This window comes from Allobrachymonas sp., assembly GCF_041912815.1.
GTDB lineage: Bacteria > Pseudomonadota > Gammaproteobacteria > Burkholderiales > Burkholderiaceae_C > Brachymonas.
Genome location: NZ_JAYRLV010000006.1, coordinates 1 through 18,003, shown reverse-complemented (window position 1 = coordinate 18,003; position 18,003 = coordinate 1). Strand labels below are relative to the sequence as shown.

15 protein-coding genes and 1 tRNA gene are annotated in these 18,003 nt (G+C 64.8%); 7 read left to right on the top strand and 9 right to left on the bottom strand.

The features are described from left to right. Position 1: 1 nt before the first annotated feature. Positions 2-376 (top strand): 6-pyruvoyl tetrahydropterin synthase family protein, encoded by a 375-nt coding sequence (locus tag ACE3P9_RS06410; RefSeq protein WP_374492597.1) that lies wholly within the window; start codon positions 2-4, stop codon positions 374-376. A 33-nt stretch (positions 377-409) separates the two neighbouring features. Here the strand turns inward: ACE3P9_RS06410 and ACE3P9_RS06405 are convergent, their stop codons facing one another. The 4 genes from ACE3P9_RS06405 to ACE3P9_RS06390 all read right to left on the bottom strand — a co-directional run bounded on the left by ACE3P9_RS06405 (position 410) and on the right by ACE3P9_RS06390 (position 4,193). Beyond that, on the bottom strand, positions 410-1,327 hold the full coding sequence (locus tag ACE3P9_RS06405) for a lysostaphin resistance A-like protein (RefSeq protein ID WP_374492595.1): 918 nt from the start codon (positions 1,325-1,327) through the stop codon (positions 410-412). Between the two features lie 91 nt (positions 1,328-1,418). Further along, positions 1,419-2,003, bottom strand: a complete 585-nt coding sequence (locus ACE3P9_RS06400) for a hypothetical protein (RefSeq protein ID WP_374492594.1) — start codon at positions 2,001-2,003, stop codon at positions 1,419-1,421. A 58-nt stretch (positions 2,004-2,061) separates the two neighbouring features. Further along, on the bottom strand, positions 2,062-2,535 hold the full coding sequence (locus tag ACE3P9_RS06395) for a DNA polymerase III subunit chi (protein WP_374492592.1): 474 nt from the start codon (positions 2,533-2,535) through the stop codon (positions 2,062-2,064). A gap of 38 nt (positions 2,536-2,573) precedes the next feature. Then, the gene (locus ACE3P9_RS06390; RefSeq protein WP_374492590.1) at positions 2,574-4,193 is read right to left on the bottom strand and encodes a leucyl aminopeptidase; all 1,620 of its coding nucleotides are present in this window, start codon (positions 4,191-4,193) and stop codon (positions 2,574-2,576) included. Between the two features lie 46 nt (positions 4,194-4,239). Here ACE3P9_RS06390 and lptF point away from each other — a divergent pair, with 46 nt between their 5' ends. The 6 genes from lptF to ACE3P9_RS06360 all read left to right on the top strand — a co-directional run bounded on the left by lptF (position 4,240) and on the right by ACE3P9_RS06360 (position 9,555). After that, positions 4,240-5,409: an LPS export ABC transporter permease LptF gene (gene lptF, locus ACE3P9_RS06385; protein ID WP_374492589.1), complete on the top strand. Its 1,170-nt coding sequence runs from the start codon at positions 4,240-4,242 to the stop codon at positions 5,407-5,409. Further along, positions 5,406-6,515, top strand: a complete 1,110-nt coding sequence (gene lptG / locus ACE3P9_RS06380; RefSeq protein ID WP_374492587.1) for an LPS export ABC transporter permease LptG — start codon at positions 5,406-5,408, stop codon at positions 6,513-6,515. The genes lptF and lptG overlap by 4 nt, the downstream gene beginning before the upstream one ends. Further along, the gene (locus ACE3P9_RS06375) at positions 6,512-6,973 is read left to right on the top strand and encodes a sirohydrochlorin chelatase (RefSeq protein WP_374492585.1); all 462 of its coding nucleotides are present in this window, start codon (positions 6,512-6,514) and stop codon (positions 6,971-6,973) included. Before lptG ends, ACE3P9_RS06375 begins: the two co-directional genes overlap by 4 nt. 102 nt (positions 6,974-7,075) lie before the next feature. Beyond that, positions 7,076-7,152: transfer RNA gene (locus ACE3P9_RS06370), tRNA-Pro, on the top strand. Positions 7,153-7,376: 224 nt separating this feature from the next. Then, positions 7,377-8,318: a CysB family HTH-type transcriptional regulator gene (locus ACE3P9_RS06365; RefSeq protein WP_374492584.1), complete on the top strand. Its 942-nt coding sequence runs from the start codon at positions 7,377-7,379 to the stop codon at positions 8,316-8,318. Between the two features lie 52 nt (positions 8,319-8,370). Beyond that, on the top strand, positions 8,371-9,555 hold the full coding sequence (locus tag ACE3P9_RS06360; RefSeq protein WP_374492583.1) for a pyridoxal phosphate-dependent aminotransferase: 1,185 nt from the start codon (positions 8,371-8,373) through the stop codon (positions 9,553-9,555). A gap of 154 nt (positions 9,556-9,709) precedes the next feature. Here ACE3P9_RS06360 and ACE3P9_RS06355 read toward each other — a convergent pair whose 3' ends face one another. From ACE3P9_RS06355 to ACE3P9_RS06335, 5 genes are all read right to left on the bottom strand, one after another. Continuing rightward, a complete protein-coding gene (locus ACE3P9_RS06355) occupies positions 9,710-10,027 on the bottom strand; it encodes a hypothetical protein (RefSeq protein WP_374492581.1) in 318 nt (105 codons plus the stop codon). A gap of 365 nt (positions 10,028-10,392) precedes the next feature. Then, a complete protein-coding gene (locus ACE3P9_RS06350; RefSeq protein ID WP_374492579.1) occupies positions 10,393-10,914 on the bottom strand; it encodes a cytochrome c5 family protein in 522 nt (173 codons plus the stop codon). Between the two features lie 242 nt (positions 10,915-11,156). Next, entirely contained in the window at positions 11,157-15,260 is a 4,104-nt protein-coding gene (gene hrpA / locus ACE3P9_RS06345; protein ID WP_374492578.1) for an ATP-dependent RNA helicase HrpA, read from the bottom strand. 85 nt (positions 15,261-15,345) lie between these two features. Then, complete coding sequence (locus tag ACE3P9_RS06340) at positions 15,346-16,722, bottom strand: sensor histidine kinase (protein WP_374492576.1); 1,377 nt, start codon at positions 16,720-16,722, stop codon at positions 15,346-15,348. A gap of 287 nt (positions 16,723-17,009) precedes the next feature. Next, the gene (locus ACE3P9_RS06335) at positions 17,010-17,735 is read right to left on the bottom strand and encodes a response regulator transcription factor (RefSeq protein ID WP_374492769.1); all 726 of its coding nucleotides are present in this window, start codon (positions 17,733-17,735) and stop codon (positions 17,010-17,012) included. Positions 17,736-18,003: the final 268 nt, after the last annotated feature.

The following is an 18,003-nucleotide window of genomic DNA, read 5'->3' as shown; positions in this document are numbered from 1 at the left end:
CATGCATTACGAACTCAGCCAGTCCTTCTTCTTCGAGGCGGCACATACCCTGCGCCGCAAGCTCGACGATGCGGCCGAAGTGGCCGGCAGCCGCCGCATCCATGGGCACACCTACCACGCCGAGATCTGCGTGCGGGGCGCGCCCGAAGACGATACCGGCATGGTGGTCGATCTTGCGATCCTGCGCACGCACATTGCCGCCCTGCGCAGCCAGCTCGACCACCATTACCTCGATGAGGTTCCTGGCCTGGGGCAGCCCACCCTGGAAAATCTGTGCGGCTACATCGCCCGCGAAATCCAGGCCCGTGGCGTGCAGCCAGCCAAGGTTCGGGTCTGGCGTCCGTCGAGCGGGGATGGCTGCACCCTGACGCTCTGACCTCTTGCCTGACCGCTGCGGGCTGTACCGTCATCAGCCTCCTTGCGACGCTCCTGGCATCTGCCCCGTCTGCTTCGGCGCCGTGCTCCTGCACACCAGCAGCCAGGCCACGCCCAGCGTACCACCGAGCTGCAGCCCCAGTGTGGGCCATGCCATGTGGGTGTCGAGCAGCAGCGCGGACACGCGCCCCGCGCACAGGGCTTCGGCTATCGCCGCCTGGTTGTTGGCAGCATGCAGGGCCATGGCCACTTCCAGCCCTCCCGTGCGCACGGTCACCCAGGCGAACACCAGACCGAGCAGGCACCGCATCGCAAAGAGCGGGACATCCTGCTGGCCGTGCAGGGCCGCAAAGAGCAGCGAGGGCATCGCCAGCACCAGGATATGCCGCAGCCACGCACGGCCCGTCCATCGCCCGGCCCAGCAGGCCATGATCTGCTGCAGCGCGCCCCTGAAGACCAGCTCCTCGCCCGCTGCCTGCAGGGGAGTGAACAGAACCAGCACCGCCACCGCTGCCCATGGCACGGCGAAACGATGCGCAGGCAGTGCCCCCGTGATCCAGAAATCAAGAACGGCCATCCCCCCGGCCGCTGCAAGCGCCACGGCCCAGGCGCGCATCAGAACGCCCCATCGGATGTGCCCGTACACGGACAACAGATAGCCCAGAGGACGGCGCAACCCGATATGGACAGCCCACAGGCTGCAGGGAATCCACCAGGCAATGCCCATTTCCAGCCACAGCAGCAGTTCCCAGGGCCCTGGGAGGGCCGCCGGCTCCCACCAGGCTTCGCTGGCCAGCCGCAGCATCCAGATGCCCATGCCGATTCCGAGCGCCAGCAGCACCAGAGCCACACTGGCATGCCACCAGGCCTGCGCTGGATGGGCGTACAGGCGCCAATAGCGTTCGGTTTCGGAAGACCCTGACGAAAGGGAGCGGCTCTCACGCAATGACACGGCTGGCTCCTCTGCAGAAAGCGCACCCCCCCACCGTCTTCACACAGGCGAATCGGTGAGAGTTATGGGCAGGACATCGGTGCAAGCCCGCTCAGCGGGCAGCACGCCAGGATTCGATGAGCCTGACCAGATGGGCCTGCAGCTGGGGAGAGAGCTTTTCCTCGATCTGCTGCGACCACTGCAGCAGCATGAAAGGCAGCTGCTGCTGGAGCTCCTGCCGCACGGCGCGCTGGATGTGTTCCTGGAGCTGCCGCTGCCAGTCTGCCGGAAAGGCTGCCTCGGCGGCACGCGCCGCAGCAGATGGCATGGGGGCAGCAGAACCTGCAGACGATGCCGGCACTGGTGCATCGGCCAAAGCGTTCCTGCCCTGGACAGAAGCGGCAGCCCCCTGCCGGACGGGCGCGGCAGCGTGTCCCGCATCCCGCGCAGCCGGGCCGCCCATGTGAGGAGCAGCCGAAACCGTGGTGCGCTGGTATTCGCTCAGGGGCGGCACATGGGCGACCTTGGGCCCCGAAGTCTCCAGCTCTCCCAGATCGAGATCGAGCATGGAATCCGGCTCCTGCAGCCGACGCTGCTGCAGGTAGCGCGAATCGTCGGATACCGTACTCGGAATGTTGCCATCCGTGAGGGTTTCGGTCAGGGTAGGCACGAAGCGAGGGGGATTGGTCTGTGTCATCGAAGGCCTCCTTCCGCGATCCGGAAAATATCGGCATGCAGGTTCATGTAGGTGGAAATTATCCACCAGTTACCTGAACATCATGCCGAATGATCTGGTAGCCCCGCTGACCGTAGTAGCGCCAGCGCTGACGGGCGTCGTTGCGGTCGGAGGCATCCAGGGAAACAATCTCGATGAGCCGCTCGAATTGCTCGAATCCCTCGGCGATGGAGGCATGCAGGTTCACCAGCACCCGGTGACGATCGCTCGCACAGACCGATTCGGACAGCCACACGCGCGCCCGCTCCCTCGCCACGGCCATGGCTGCATGTTCCGCTCCCTCCCCTTCATCCCCGTCGCTGGATGCCTCAATCCAGGCATGCCCGACGAAATCCACCGGGGACAGCTGCCAGAGCATGCGGTCGATGGCTTCGAGCTCCTCGCGGGGCCCCGTCACGAGCAGCTGGGCGCCCTTGGCCGTCGCCTTGCGCAGCAGGCGACAGACATAGGGCACCCGCTGGGGGATGTTGAAGTGGAAGGAAATCTCGGTCATGGCGGTGGATGTTCAGGGGCAGGCGGCAAGTCCTGCACTCACTTGCTGCTGGAACGGGACGCCTTGGCCCGGGATGCCGACTTGGGCTTGGCGCCGGTCGCGTCTGCCCCCTTGACGGACTTGGCAGACTTGGCGGTGCGTGCCGAAGGAGCAACCGTGGCTGCCGGTGCGTCAGCAGGCGCAGCAAAGGCCACCGGGCTGGCCGCCTGCGCGAGCACGAACTTCAGCAGCAGCGGCACCGGACGCCCCGTGGCCCCCTTCTCCGCGCCCTGATCCCAGGCCGTGCCGGCAATGTCCAGATGCGCCCAGGGATAGGCAGACGTGAATTTCTCGAGGAACTTGGCCGCCGAGATGGCTCCTGCTTCCCGTCCTGCCACGTTGGCCATGTCGGCGAAGTTGGATCGCAGTCCCTTGCCGTACACGTCGTCCATGGGAAGGCGCCACAGCAGATCGGCGCTGGTGCGGGAAGCCTCCTCCAGCGCGCCAGCCAAAGCGTCGTCGGTGGTGAACAGGCCGCTGCGCAGATGGCCCAGTGCCAGCACGCAGTTGCCGGTCAGCGTGGCGATGTCGACCACGGCCCGTGGCTGGAAGCGTTCCGCGTAGGTCAGGGCATCGCACAGAATCAGGCGCCCTTCGGCATCGGTGTTGAGAATCTCGATGGTCTGCCCGCTGAGACTGGTGACCACATCGCCGGGCTTGATGGCACGCCCACTCGGCATGTTCTCGCACGAGGGGATCAGTCCCACGACATTGATGGACGGACGCGCATGGCGCAGTGCCTCAAAGAGGCCCAGCACGCTGGCAGCGCCACACATGTCGAACTTCATCTCGTCCATGCCGGCGCCCGGCTTGAGCGAAATGCCGCCGCTGTCGAACGTGATGCCCTTGCCCACAAACACGAGCGGTGCATCTGCCTTATTCGCGCCACGGTATTCCAGCACGATGAAACGCAGCGGCTCTTCAGAACCCTTTGACACGGCCAGAAAGGCCCCCATGCCGAGCTTTTCGACCTGGGCCTGATCCAATATCTGGCAGGCAAAGCGCTTGCCGCCAGCGGCATTGCCCTGACGGACGATGTCCTGTGCCGCATCGGCCAGCTGCGAAGGCGTGGCATGGTTGGCCGGACGGTTGCCCCAGCCTCGCGCAAGCTCCACCCCTGCGACCAGTGCCTGCCCCTCGGCCCACGCCGATTCCAGGCTGTGCGCATTCGGTGCCCCCAGGGCCACCTTCTCGATGCCTGCCTTGGCAGAGGGCTTGGTATCGCCATAGAGATAGCCACCGCGTGCCACGGCCAGCATGGCCGCCTGAAGCTGCTCGGGGTGGGCATCCTGCGCAAAGCACACGGCCAGGCTGCGCACTTCGGGAGCCAGCTCGCGGGCCAGCTTCTGGAGCGGCTCCTGAATGTCGGCCGCACGCCCACTGCCCACGCCCAGAATCACCACACGTCCGCTGGCGGCATCCTCGGGACGGTACACATCGAGTCGCTTGCCGGCCTCGGTGCGCAGATGCCCCTGCTCGGCAGCCTGTGCCATGCAGGCCGCCAGTTCGCTCGTGGAAGCGAAGGAGCCGTCGTAGCCCTCTGCCACCAGCACCACCAGTACCTCGTGGTGGCCCTTGCCTGCAGCCAGGAGGTCGTCATGGGAAAGCGTGAAAATCATGATAATGTCTGCCCTTTCTTGACGCTGTAAATCTCAGCACTAGCGCATGTTATTCCAATCATCCATTCGCCACGAGTTGACGCGGACTTTCAGCGCCACCCTGTTCGTGCTCGTGATCATCGTGATGACGATGATGCTGATCCGGACCCTGAATTTTGCCAATCAGGGAGCCATCAACCCATCGGAAGTCTCGCTGGTGCTCGGCTTCACGGTGCTGGCCTATTTTCCTACCATTCTCACCCTGAGCCTGTTCATCAGCATCGTCTACACCCTGTCGCGCATGTACCGCGACAGTGAAATGGCCGTATGGTTCTCCAGCGGGCAGGGCCTGTTCCAGTTCATCCGCCCGCTGCTGCAGTTCACCCTGCCCGTGGTGCTGGTGGTGGCCGTGCTGTCGCTCGTGGGCTGGCCCTGGGCCAATGCGCAGACCCAGGAGCTGCGCCAGCGCTACCAGACCCGGGGCGACGTGGACCGCATCGCTCCCGGACAGTTCCAGGAATCCAGCGACGGCAACCGGGTCTTCTACATCGACGGCGACGATCGCAGTGCCACGTCTGCCGCCGCCCTCTCGGGCGCCTCTGCGGCAGGGCGCAAGCTGTTCATCTTCGCTCGGCAGCCCAAGAGCGAGCAGATCGTCACGGCCCAGAGCGGACAGGTCAAGGATGTGGGCAACAGCCGGTTTGCCGTGCTCACCAATGGCCAGAGCACCGAGATCGCCGACGACCACACGCTCACGGTAAGCCGGTTCCAGGAGTACGGCATCCGCATCGGCGACCGCTCGCAGGCACTGCATGGCTCGCTCGACGATCCCCAGACCCTGGCAGCCACTCCGCCGCGCGCCATCCCCACCCTGCGCCTGCTGCAGCTCCCCGCTCCCCAGTACCAGGGCGAGCTCGGGTGGCGCATCAGCATGGCGCTCGCAGGCATCAACTTCATGCTGTTGGCGCTGGCCTCATCCAAGGTCAATCCGCGCTCGGGCCGCAGCGGCAGTCTGGTGCTGGCCCTGCTGTTCTTCACCGTCTACTACAACCTGATCAACTTCGCGCAGGACTGGATCACGCGCGGACGCATCGACATGCCCCGCATGCTGCTTCTGCTGCACGGAGGCATCTTCGCGCTCGCCATGCTGTGGATCTGGATGCGCCACAACCAGTGGAGTCTGCACCGGCTGCTGCCGCGGCGCCCCGTGCCGGCCGGTGAAGGGAGGCAGGCATGAGAGTCGCTGCCCGCTATATCCACCGCCAGATTCTCCTGGCCGTGCTGTTCGTGACGCTCAGCTTCCTGGCACTGTTCCTGTTCTTCGATGTCATCAACGAAGTCAACTTCAGCAGCAGCAATGCAGCCGTGCGCTACACCGTGCTCAACTCGATGGTCTACGTCGCCCTGCTGGTGCCCGAACATGTGTACGAGCTGTTGCCCATTGCGGTGCTCATCGGCGCCATCTTCGTCATGGCCAACATGGCCATGACGTCCGAGTTCACGATCCTGCGCACCAGCGGCATGGGCCCATGGCGTGCCCTGCGCATCCTGCTCGTGCTGGGGGCGCTGTTCACCGTGGGGACCTTCCTGGTGGGCGACTACGTAGCGCCCAAAACCAACAAGCTCGCCCAGCTCTACAAGGCCCGCTTCGAGGGTCGCATCACCGCGGGTCGCACCGGCGCGTGGATGAAGGAGAACCAGGCGGACCACGACCGCATCATCAACGTCCACGAACTTACCCCCGACGGCGAGATGCGCCAGATCCGCGTGTTCGACTTCAATGCACAGGGACTGCTCGCCGACACCATCGAGGCCGGATCGGGACGTTTCTCGGACAAGGGCTGGACCCTGCACGATGTGCAGCGCAACCAGCTGGTCGGGGCCGATGGCAACACGGGACATGCCCGCATGCAGCGCACCCATCTCGACAGCCTGAGCCTCGACACCAGCATCCACCAGGGCATGGTGGCCGCTGCCCTCATCGATCCCGACCGCATGTCCACCTTCGAGCTGTACCGCTACATCTCCCATCTCAAGGAAAACAACCAGTCCGCCCGCAACTACGAGATCCAGTTCTGGCGCAAGGTGTTCTACCCCCTGAGCTGTCTGGTCATGGTGATCCTGGCGCTGCCCTTCGCCTATCTTCACTTCCGCTCCGGCAACATCAGCACGGCAGTGTTCGGAGGCGTGGTGGTCGGGATCAGCTTCTTCCTGCTCAACAATGTCTTCGGCTACATCGGCAACATGCATGCCTGGATGCCCTGGCTGGCTGCAGCCATTCCGAGCCTGATCTACACCGCCATTTCCCTGACGGCCTTCACCTGGCTGGTACTCAAGCGATGACCTCCTCCCAATCCGCAGTCTCCCCTTCCGCTGGCATGTCCGCAGCAGCGACTTCTGCTTCGGACTCTGCCATCGTTCTGCTCGGACACGGATCGCGTGCCCCTGGCTGGAACGCTCCCCTGCTGGCCATGCAGACAGCCATTGCCGCACAGGATCCCGCCGTCCGCGTCACCTGTGCCTACCTCGACTATCTGCCGCCCCAGCTGCCGGACGCACTGTCTGCCCTGGTGGCTGAACATGCTCCCGCGCACATCCTCATCGTGCCCGTGTTCCTGGGCGCTGGCGGGCATGTGACGGAAGACGTGCCTCGCCTGGTCGACGCAGCACGGCAGGCCCACCCGCACATCCACTTTCACCTGTCCCAGAACATCGGGGACCGTCCCGAACTGTCGGCTCTGGTCGCGCAGCTGACCCTTGGCGATCTGCAGCACTGCACCGCTGCCGCCGCGTCCCGGTAAGACCCGCACGCCCCCTGTGCGGCAGGAACGCCCCACCGACCAGAGAAAAGAAATGGGGCCATGCCTGACAATCGGCTTTTGTCAGGCTATAATTCATGGCTTCGGAGTGTGGCGCAGCCTGGTAGCGCGTCTCGTTCGGGACGAGAAGGTCGAAGGTTCGAATCCTTTCACTCCGACCAATTATTTCCCTCCGCTGTCTGCTTTTTCTGCAGCCAGCGCGTCTGCAAGAGGTACGACATGGCTCGTACCTTTTCTTTTTGGCATTTCCCTTCTGCACATTGGGTTCGATGGAATAAACCAGAGCGTCAAAATAATGGATAGTGTATAAAATCCACGGATTGCCACTTGGTATTACTTCTTCGCATTTCTGCTGGAAATGTGAATCTCCCTTATTGACCGGGACATGAACCTTCATCAATTCCGCTTCGTGCAGGAAGCGGTTCGCCGCAATCTCAACCTTACCGAGACGGCCAAAGCCCTCTATACCTCCCAGCCGGGAGTGTCTAAGGCCATCATCGAGCTCGAAGAAGAACTCGGCGTCGAGATTTTCGTGCGCCACGGCAAGCGGCTCAAGCACATCACCGAACCCGGCCGGCACATCATCCAGAGCATCGACATCATTCTGCGCGAGGTGGGCAACCTCAAGCGCATCGGCGAGGAATTCAGCAAGCAGGATGCCGGGCACCTCTCCATTGCCACCACGCACACCCAGGCGCGCTATGTGCTCCCGGACTGCATCGCCAAGCTGCGCCATACCTACCCCAAGGTGCAGATTGCCCTGCACCAGGGAACTCCCGAACAAGTGGCCCGCATGCTGCTCGACGAATCGGCAGAGATTGGCATTGCCACCGAATCGCTGGCCGATTACCCCGAGCTGGTCAGCCTGCCCTGCTACGACTGGGAGCACGTGCTCGTGGTGCCCGAACAGCACCCTCTGGCGACCCAGGAACGCATCACCCTGGAAGACCTGTGCAAGGTGGATCTGATCACCTACCACCCGTCCTTCAGCGGCCGTACCCGCATCGACCACGCCTTCGCACAGCGCAAGCTGGAACCCCGCATCGTGCTCGAAGCCATCGACTCGGACGTGATCATCACCTATGTGCAACACGGTCTGGGCGTGGGCATCGTCTCCGAGATGGCCATGGTGCATGACCCCAAGCCCGGGCTTGTCTATCGCCGGCTGGGCACGCTGTTCGGCAAGAATGTCACCCGCGTCGCCTTCAAGCGCGGAGCGTATCTGCGCGACTTCGTGTACGAGTTTGCCGAATCGCTGAGCGAACGGCTGCCTCGCCAGCTGGTGATGAAGGCCATGACCGGCCAGTTCGAAGACTACGGACTCTGATCTTTCCGCTCCCATCGGACCATCCGATGGGATGGCCCGAGGTACTGCTCTCATGAACGCACCCTGCAAGCCCCTGCTGTCTCCCCTGCCCTCGCGTCTGCCCGAGGTGGGAACCACCATCTTCTCGACCATGTCGGCACTTGCAGCGCAGACCGGCGCCGTCAACCTGGGTCAGGGCTTCCCCGACTTTGGCTGTGATCCCGCCCTGATCCGCGGGGTCACGCAGGCCATGGAGGCAGGATGGAACCAGTACCCGCCCATGCCGGGTGTTGCTGCGCTGCGCCAGGCCATCAGCGACAAGATTGTGCACCTGCACGGCCGCCGCTACGAGGCAGAAACCGAGATCACCGTCACGGCGGGCGCCACGCAGGCGCTGCTCACTGCGATTCTGGCACTGACGCAGCCCGGCGACGAAGTGATCGTGCTCGATCCGTGCTACGACAGCTATGTGCCCGCCATCGAGATGTCCGGTGCCGTGCCGGTGCGCGTGCCCCTCACACGTGGGAGTTTCCGGCCCGACTTTGCGGCGCTGGCTGCCGCGCTGGATCCCAAGACCCGCCTGCTGCTGCTCAACACGCCCCACAACCCCACGGCCACCGTGTGGACCGAGCAGGAACTGCAGCAGCTTGCCGATCTTCTCGCTCCCACCGATGTGCTGGTGCTCAGCGATGAGGTGTACGAGCACATGGTGTACGACGGCCGGATGCACGTCAGCGCGGCGCATGTGCCGGGCCTGGCCGAACGCGGCATGGTGGTGAGCAGCTTCGGCAAGACCTACCACGTGACGGGCTGGAAGGTCGGCTATGTGGCAGCCCCTGCGCCGCTGATGCAGGAGTTCCGCAAGGTGCACCAGTTCAACGTGTTCACGGTCAATACCCCGATGCAGCATGGCCTGGCGGCATACATGCAGAACCCGGCTCCCTACATGGACCTGTCGGCCTTCTACCAGCGCAAGCGCGATGCGTTTGCGCAGGGACTGGCGCGCACCCCGCTGCGCCTGCTGCCCTGTGAGGGAACCTACTTCCAGTGCGTGAGCTACGCCGATCTGCGGGGACCGGAGCGCGATCTGGGAGAAGCGGATTTCTGCATCTGGCTCACCCGTGAACTGGGAGTGGCGGCCATTCCGGTGGCTGCCTTCTACGGCGATGGCACCGAGCAGAAGACCATTCGGTTCTGCTTTGCCAAGCAGGAAGCCACCCTGCAGGCGGCACTGGAGCGGCTGGCCCGGCTGGGCTGAGCCTGCGGGAGCACAGTGCGCTGCGTCTGGGCCCCCCAGCTCCTCAGCCACCCAGACAAGACAAAGGCGCGATGTGCCTCCCACAGGAGGACTCCATCGCGCCTGATGCAGACGGACCCGGCGCACGCCGGAGCCCGATTCAAAGAAGACGGAATCAGTCTTTCTTGGCAGCTTCCTTGGCCTTCTGGGCGGCTTCGTTGGCCTTCTGGAGAGCGTCGTTGGCGGTGTCCTTTGCCACGTCCTTGGCGTCCTGTGCAGCCTGCTTGGCTGCACCCTTGGTCACTTCGGTCGCGTGCTTGGCACCATCAGCGGCAGCCGATGCAACCATGACTGCCGAAGAAGCAGCCATCTGCGCAGCCTGGTTGGCCTGATCGGCGGATTTCTGGGCCTGATCATCGGCCTTCTTGCCGCAGGCTGCGAGGGAAACGGTGCAAGCCAGTGCCAGCAGGCCGGCCATACGGGTCATGTTCATGGGAATCCTTTCATGCAACGAGGATGAGCACTGCATCCCTCCGTCCCCATGGACGGGCAGGACACGTGGCCGGGATGGAACACGCTTTCCACCAGGGGGGCAGCCAAGGCTGACAATTAATTGACGGTTCCTCCCGGTGCATGCAATGTACTCCATCCGTTGTCGCAGGGGTATGGTACGGGCCAACGAAATGTGACAAATGGTGCATTTCTCCCGGATGGATGCACGCCTCCGGTTCGCCGCCCGTCTGCTGGACACCCATGAAAACAACAAGGCTCCGGGAATGCCGGAGCCTTGCGGTGGGATGCTGCCCTGCCAGCGGGATGCCTGCACCGAGGCAGGGCCCGCCGGGAGCTGCACAGACCTTACTTGATCTGGGAGGTCATGTACTTGACAGCGGACTTCACTTCGTCGTCGGAAGCGGTGGAGCCGCCCTTGGGAGGCATCACGCCCTTCTGACCCTGGAATCCTTCCAGAGCGTGTTTGAACAGCACGGCATCGCCCTGGGCGATGCGGGGGCCCCAGTCGGCCTTGTCGCCGAACTTGGGCGCACCGGCCACACCGGTAGCGTGGCAGACGGAGCAGGTGGACTTGTACAGGGCTTCGCCTGCAGCGGCGTCGATCTTGCCGCCCTTGGCATCGCCTGCCACCTTCTTGGCGGTGTCCTTGACGTCGGCTGCGACGGACGCAGCGCTGGCGGCCGTAGCGGCTGCAGCAGAAGCAGTGGCCGTGGCGGCAGAAGCAGCTGCGCTGGCAGCGGAAGCAGCCACGTCGGCAGCGGATGCTGCGGCGCTGGCGGCAGCCTGGGCGTCATCCTTCTTGCCGCAGGCGGTCAGGGCTGCAGCAGCAGCCAGGGAAAGGATGAGCAGGGAACGTTGGAATGGCATGATGTCCTCTTGGAGATGAGACCAGCAGCAGAGACGCCGGTGGCCCCGCTGAACAGAAATGAAAAGGCAGTGCGTATACCACCATGACATCACGTCCCGCCCGGGGCGTTTGATGTCGGTTAAAACTATAGACGGTTGAATTACAGTTTTCTGTCAGGGTGGGGGTTTTCTTGATTCAGGTGAAGTGAATCTATGTTTTTTTGATGTATTGGCGCCACTGCCCCGCAGACAGGGCCTCCGGGTCAGTGGATGAGCTGCTGCCAGGTTTTTTCGAGGCGCTTGACGCTCACCGGCTGGGGGGTGCGCAGCTCCTGCGCATAGAAGCTCACGCGCAGTTCTTCGAGCATCCAGCGGAATTCCTGCATGCGCGCATCGACCTTGCCCTTGCGTTCGGCCACGAGCCGCCAGTAGCGCTGCTCCAGCGGACGGTGCTCGGCCATGCGGGCAGCATCGCGGGCGGGGTCGGCCCGCAGCTTGTCGAGCCGCATGACGATGGCCTTGAGATAGCGCGGCATATGGTGCAGCTGGGCCCAGGGGGTGTCGGCCAGAAAGCGCGGACCGCACAGGCGCTGGAGCTGCTGGACGCAATCGGCCACGGCCTCGGGCTGGATGCGGGTGTCCTTGATCTTGCGGCTGGCGGCAGCGAACTCGGCGAGGACGCTGCCGGCCTGGCGGGCGACTTCCTGCGCGATGAGGGTGAGACGGGTGCGCCCTTCCTCAAGCCGCTGGCGGAAGCTGTCGGCATCATGCGGCAGGGGCTCGATCAGGAAGGCCCGGTCCATGGCCACCTGCAGGATCTGCTGGCGAAGCTCCTCTGCCGTACCCAGCGGCATGTAGGCTGCGGCCATGCGCTGGAAATCGGGCAGATTCTTTTCGAGATACTTGAGCGCGTCGCGGATGTGCAGCGCAAACAGGCGGCGCAGTCCGGCACGGTGGCGGGCCTCGGCCACCTCGGGTTCATCGAATACCGACAGGCTCACCGCAGTCTGCTGATCGACCAGCGCCGGGTAGCCGATGAGGGTCTGCCGTCCCCGATGGATTTCCATGATTTCGGGGAGTTCGCCGAAGTCCCAGGCGGTGTAGCGCTGGTCCTCGTCGATGCGCAGGGCATCGGGCGCATGCGGGGCTGCAGCGCCTCCGGAACCGGTGTCCGAGCTGCCGGTCTGGGTGGCCGGCGTGTGTCCACGCGAAGAGGGTGCGGCGGCAGGAGATTCCGGGACTTCGGCCCCTTCCGCTCCGGCATCGGGTCGCGTTCTGAGCACGGCGAGCGCCTGGAATGCACCCCGGGCCTGAGAGCCGAGTTCCGCCTTGAGTGCCCCCAGATTGCGCCCCATGCCCAGCTGGCGTCCATGCTCGTCGGTGACGCGCAGGTTCATGAACAAATGCGGGGGCAGCATGTCGAGCTTGAAGTCCGTGCGCTTCACGTCCAGTCCCGAATGGGCACGCACGGCCTGCAGCAGGGCCTCGACCAGGCTTCCATGGGCGAATCCGGGAGCCTCGTCCTGCAGCTGGGTGGCCAGACGCTGGGCGCTCTCGGGCAACGGCACGAAACGGCTGCGCGGGCGCTGCGGCAGGCTCTTGAGCAGGGCCTGGATCTTGTCCTTGAGCATGCCGGGCACGAGCCATTCACAGCGCTCTTCGTCCACCTGGTTGAGGGCAAAGAGCGGGATGTCGGCCGTGACGCCGTCGCGGGAATCGCCCGGCTTGTGCAGGTAGCTGGCCCGGCAATCGACTCCGCCCAGCCGGATGGTGCGGGGAAACAGGTCGGTGGTGATGCCGGCAGCCTCGTGCCGCATGAGTTCCTCGCGGCTGATGCGCAGCAGCCCGGGCTGGCCACGGCTGGCGGCGCGATACCATTTTTCGAGCTGGTGGGCGTTGGTGACGTGTTCGGGAATCTGGGCCTCGTAGAAGGCGTAAATGAGTTCGTCGTCGACCAGCAGGTCCTGCCGGCGCGACTTGTGTTCCATTTCCTCGACCTGCCGGATCATCTTGCGGTTGGCGGCCACAAAGGGCAGCGGGCTGTCCCAGTCGTCGCCCACCAGAGCCTGCCGGATGAAGATTTCCCGCGCTGCCACGGGATCGACCTTGTCGTAGTCGACCTTGCGGTTGTTGTAGACCACGATGCCATAGAGGGTGGCGCGCTCCAGTGCCACCACCCGGGCCGCCTTCTTCTCCCAATGCGGGTCCAGCAGCTGGCGGCGCATCAGATGGGCGCCCACTTCCTCGATCCACTGCGGCTCGATGCTGGCCATGCCGCGACCGAACAGCCGGGTGGTCTCGACGAGCTCGGCACAGACGATCCAGCGCCCGGGCTTCTTGCGCAGATGCGCGCCGGGATGGCGGAAGAACTTGATGCCCCGGGCTCCGAGGTATTCGCCGTGGGCATGCTTGCCATCTTCTTCGATGCGGCATCCCACGTTGCCCAGCAGCCCGGCGAGCATGGACTGGTGGATCTGGACATAGCTCGCCGGGGTGGCATTGAGCGTCCACTTCTGCTCACCGGCCACGGTCAGCAGCTGGCTGTGGATGTCTCGCCACTCACGCACCCGCCGCACGTTGATGAAATGCTGACGCAGCACGCTCTCGTACTGCCGGTTGCTGAGACGGTGGGTTGCAGGCGCAGCGGCAGGATGGGGGGCTGCGGCCGGCTCCGTGGCGGGTGCAGCCGCCTGCACACTGCGCTGTCCGACCGGCAGGACGGCATGGGAGGTGGGACGTCGGGAAGCGGCTTCCTGCTGGCGGACCGAAAGCAGGGAGGGGTTGCCGCCCCGCACCTCATGCAGCCACTGCCACAGCTTGAGGTAACTGGAGAATTCGCTCCGATCGTCCTCGAAGCGTGCCTGCTGCTGGTCGGCCTGCGCCTGGGCGTCCAGGGGACGGTCGCGCACGTCCTGGACGCTGAGTGCGGAGGCAATGACGAGCGCTTCCTGCAGGGCTCCGCGCTGCTGGGCTTCGAGCAGGATGCGACCGATGCGCGGATCGAGCGGCAGGCGGGCCAGCGCCTGTCCGACAGGCGTGAGGGCGAGGGCGTCGTCGACGGCACCGAGTTCGGCCAGCAGCTGGTAGCCATCCGAAATGGCCTTGGGACGGGGTGCCTCCAGAAAGGGAAAGGCGTCGATGTCCCCGAGATGCAGGGACTTCATGCGCAGGATCACGCCAGCCAGAGAGCTGCGCAGGATCTCGGGGTCGGTGAAGCGGGGCCGCGCGGCGAAGTCCTTCTCGTCATAAAGCCGAATGCATACCCCGTGGGCCACGCGCCCGCAGCGGCCAGCGCGCTGGTTGGCTGCTGCCTGGCTGATGGGCTCGACCTGCAGCTGCTCGACCTTGCTGCGGTAGCTGTAGCGCTTGACGCGGGCTGTGCCGCTGTCGATGACATAGTGAATGCCCGGCACCGTGAGCGAGGTTTCGGCCACGTTGGTCGCCAGCACGATGCGGCGCCCCCCGTGCGGCTCGAAGACGCGGTCCTGCTCTGCCTGGCTGAGGCGTGCAAACAGCGGCAGCACTTCCACCTGCCGGCGGGCGGCCTCGGCCCCGAAATGGGCTCGGAGGTGATCGGCCGCCTCGCGGATTTCACGTTCGCCGGGCAGGAAGACCAGGATGTCGCCCCCCGCCTGCGGATTGCGCCAGAGCTCGTCCACGGCATCGGCGATGGCGGTGTAGAGGTGGGTGTCGCGGCCCTCCTCGAAGGGGCGGTAGCGCACTTCCACCGGATACAGCCGCCCCGAGACCATGATGACGGGGGCCGGCCCCTGGGCAGAGGCAAAGTGCTGGGCAAACCGCTCCGCATCGATGGTGGCGGAAGTGACCACGATGCGCAGATCGGGGCGGCGCGGCAGAATCTGCCGGAGGTAGCCCAGCAGGAAATCGATGTTGAGGCTGCGCTCATGCGCCTCGTCGATGATGAGAGTGTCGTAGGCCTTGAGGAGCGGGTCGCTCTGCGTCTCGGCCAGCAGAATGCCGTCGGTCATCAGCTTGACCGAAGCGCCCTTCTGCAGGCGATCGGCAAAACGCACCTTGTAGCCAACCACCTCGCCAAGGGGGGTGTCGAGCTCCTGGGCAATGCGCTTGGCCACCGAGCTCGCGGCAATGCGCCGTGGCTGGGTATGGCCGATCAGCCGGGGACGCTGCCCCGGGGCCGCATGCATGGCCCCACGGCCCAGCGCCAGGGCGATCTTGGGCAGCTGGGTGGTCTTGCCGGACCCCGTCTCGCCACACACGATCACCACCTGATGGGCGCGCATGGCCTGCATGATCTCCTCGCGACGGGAGGACACCGGCAGATTTTCGGGAAAGTGGAGGGAAACGGTCTGGGAAGGCGCGGGCTGCGCCTCCTGATGGGTGGACATGTATGCGGAACGGAAAGGGACAAAACGCCCGATTATCCCAGTCCCTCCCCTGCACTGCCAGCGGCACCTGATGCCGGCTCTGCCCTCACGGGTCCGTGCGGCTGCGATCCGTCAGGTTCCCGACCGTGGGGGCAGCCGTGGGGGCTCCAGCGGCAGGCACCGGCGTCGGCGGCTGACTCGCATCCGCCTGCACGCGGGGCAGTTCGAGGCGCAGCCGCGTCCCGCCTGCCGTACCGGACACCGCATCCGCGCTCACGTCGAGCCTGGCGCCGATCCCCTGCGCACGGTGCCGCATGCTGGCCATGCCCTTGCCCCCCGAGGCAGCGGACGACGATGACGATGCCTCCAGGCCACGGCCGTTGTCCCAGAGCTCAAGCGTCACCCTGTCGGCAAGGGCGTCATACCGGCAGGACAGCCCCATGCGCTGCGCCCCCGCGTGTCGAATGGCATTGGCCAGTCCCTCCTGCACGATGCGCAGCACCTGGCGCGCGCGCTCGCCCCGAACGTCATCGAGCTGGGGGGCCAGATCGACCTCCCACTGCAGCAGCACCCCCAGACGCGAGAGCACCGGCTGCACGCGGTAGCGCAGCGACGCCAGCAGATCGACGAGCGTCGCGGTACCGCCCCGGTCGCCCACCTCGTCGACCATCAGCTTGAGGTCGAGCAGGCACTGTTCGAGCGCCAGGGCGAGCTCCTGCTGGTGGACATCGCCGCGATCGAGCCCTGCGAGCAGATGCACCAGCTGCGATCCGACCCCGTCATGCAGTTCGCGGGAGATGCGCTGGCGCTCTTCGTGCAGCACGGATTCGCGCAGCCTGAGCTCCTGCCTGCGCAGGGCACGCAGGCGCCCGCTGGCCACAAGCCACAGCACCCCCATGGCACAGGCGTAGAAGAAATGGAAGGCCGTCACCATGGGCACGAGCTCGATCGAATGGTGCATGTCCACCATGAACAGACCGAACCCTGCGAGCGACAGAATGAGCAGAGCCGCACCCTGGGGATGGTCTCCGCGCAGTCCGAGGGTGGCGAGTGCCACGCAGTATCCCCCGCAGAAAAGCGCGTTCCACCATTGCCAGACCTGCAGGCTGTCGAACAGCGCGCCATCGGGCCACATGGCGGCGCGCAGCACGATGATGAGCGAGCCTCCCAGCCACTGGATGAAGCTGACCCATAAGGTCAGCATGTGCAGCTGGTTGACCACCTCCAGAAAAAAGAGCAGCGCAGCCAGCAGGGTGAGCTGGTACCACAACTGCACCTGGATCGAGGCAGCGGAGGTGTCTACCGCCGTCTGGCGCAGCGGGGTCCACGCCAGAAACACGGCCAGCGCCATCATGGACAGGGCGAACAGCACATCCAGGCGCCTGCGGCTGCGGCGCCAGAACACCGTGGCCGAGCCGCCATAGACCGACAGCACAAACGCTCCCACCCACGCCATCCAGTCATGCGATTGAATCAGCAGCATGATCTCCCTCCCCCACTCTCGCACTGAAGGCCATACAACAGCCTGAGGCGCCGGGTCTGCACCGCACCGCCACGACACCCCAAAGGTGCGCCTTCTCCTGCGCCTTGATGCCAGACGGACACCGCCCGGCCATCTTCCTTTTGGGTATTAGCACCATTCATTACATCCGTCTACAGGGTAACCACCCGGTTTTGCCTTCCCCTGCCATTTTCTGCCTGCTGAAACCGCGCTGCTCCCATCTGGTGCACCTGCCATGGCTTGCACTGGTTCGCTGCCGCTGCCCCCTGCTACAGCCACCCGTGGGTAGTGGCCTTGTTGACGGCCTGGGCCCGGGTGCGCACCTGGAGCTTGCGGTAGATGTTCTTGATGTGGGCGTTGACGGTCTCGACGCTGATCATGAGCTTGCCGGCTGCTTCCATGCTGGTGTAGCCCGAGGCCACGAGCCGCAGCACATCCTTCTCGCGCTGGGTGAGGTGTTCTGCTTCCGGCGCGGAACCGCCCGAGGCCGCGCCGGGAGACGCAATGCGCCAGAAAGGCGAGGTGGGCGTGCTGTCGAACCGGCGCAGAAGCCGCCGCGCGAGATTGGGGGTGATGGAGGCTCCTCCGTTGACCACCTGCAGCACGGCCTGCGCATAGGTGCCGAACCACGAATTCTTGACCAGATAGCCCGTGGCCCCGCAGGCAAAGGCCTTGAGCGCGAGATCTTCGTCCTCCATGGCGGACACCACGACCACCTCCGCCATCGGACGATGCTGCTTGCAGCACTCGATAAGGGCAAAGCCATCACCATCGCCAAGATTCAGGTCGACCAGCAGCACCTCGAATTCATGGTGTGCGATGAGCTTGCGCCCCTCCTTCTGGCTGGTGCCGGTGGCCACGAGCTGCACGCGCATGTCGGCCATGAGCTCGTTGGTCACTACCCGCCGCATCTGGGCATCGTCATCGACCAGAAGCACCCGCACGGGCTGCCCCGGCTGGCCAGCCAGAAAGTGCGGCCATGCGGGTGTGTCCATGGCGATGACGCCCGAAGAAGTGCCCGTGATGTCCGCATGCTGTCGGGCATCCATGTCCTGCTGCAGGACGGAAGAAGGACGGGGAGGAATCATGGTCGTCTCCGGTCAGGGCCGACATACCCAAAAAGGTGTACCCAATATGGATATGAAAGTAGGCGGTCTCCAATCCGAAGTGCAACACCTCCGTCCTGAGGTAAGTTGTCACGATGAGCACCCGATACCGCCACTTGCAACCTGAAGAGCGCCTGACCCTCGCTTCCTTGCTCCA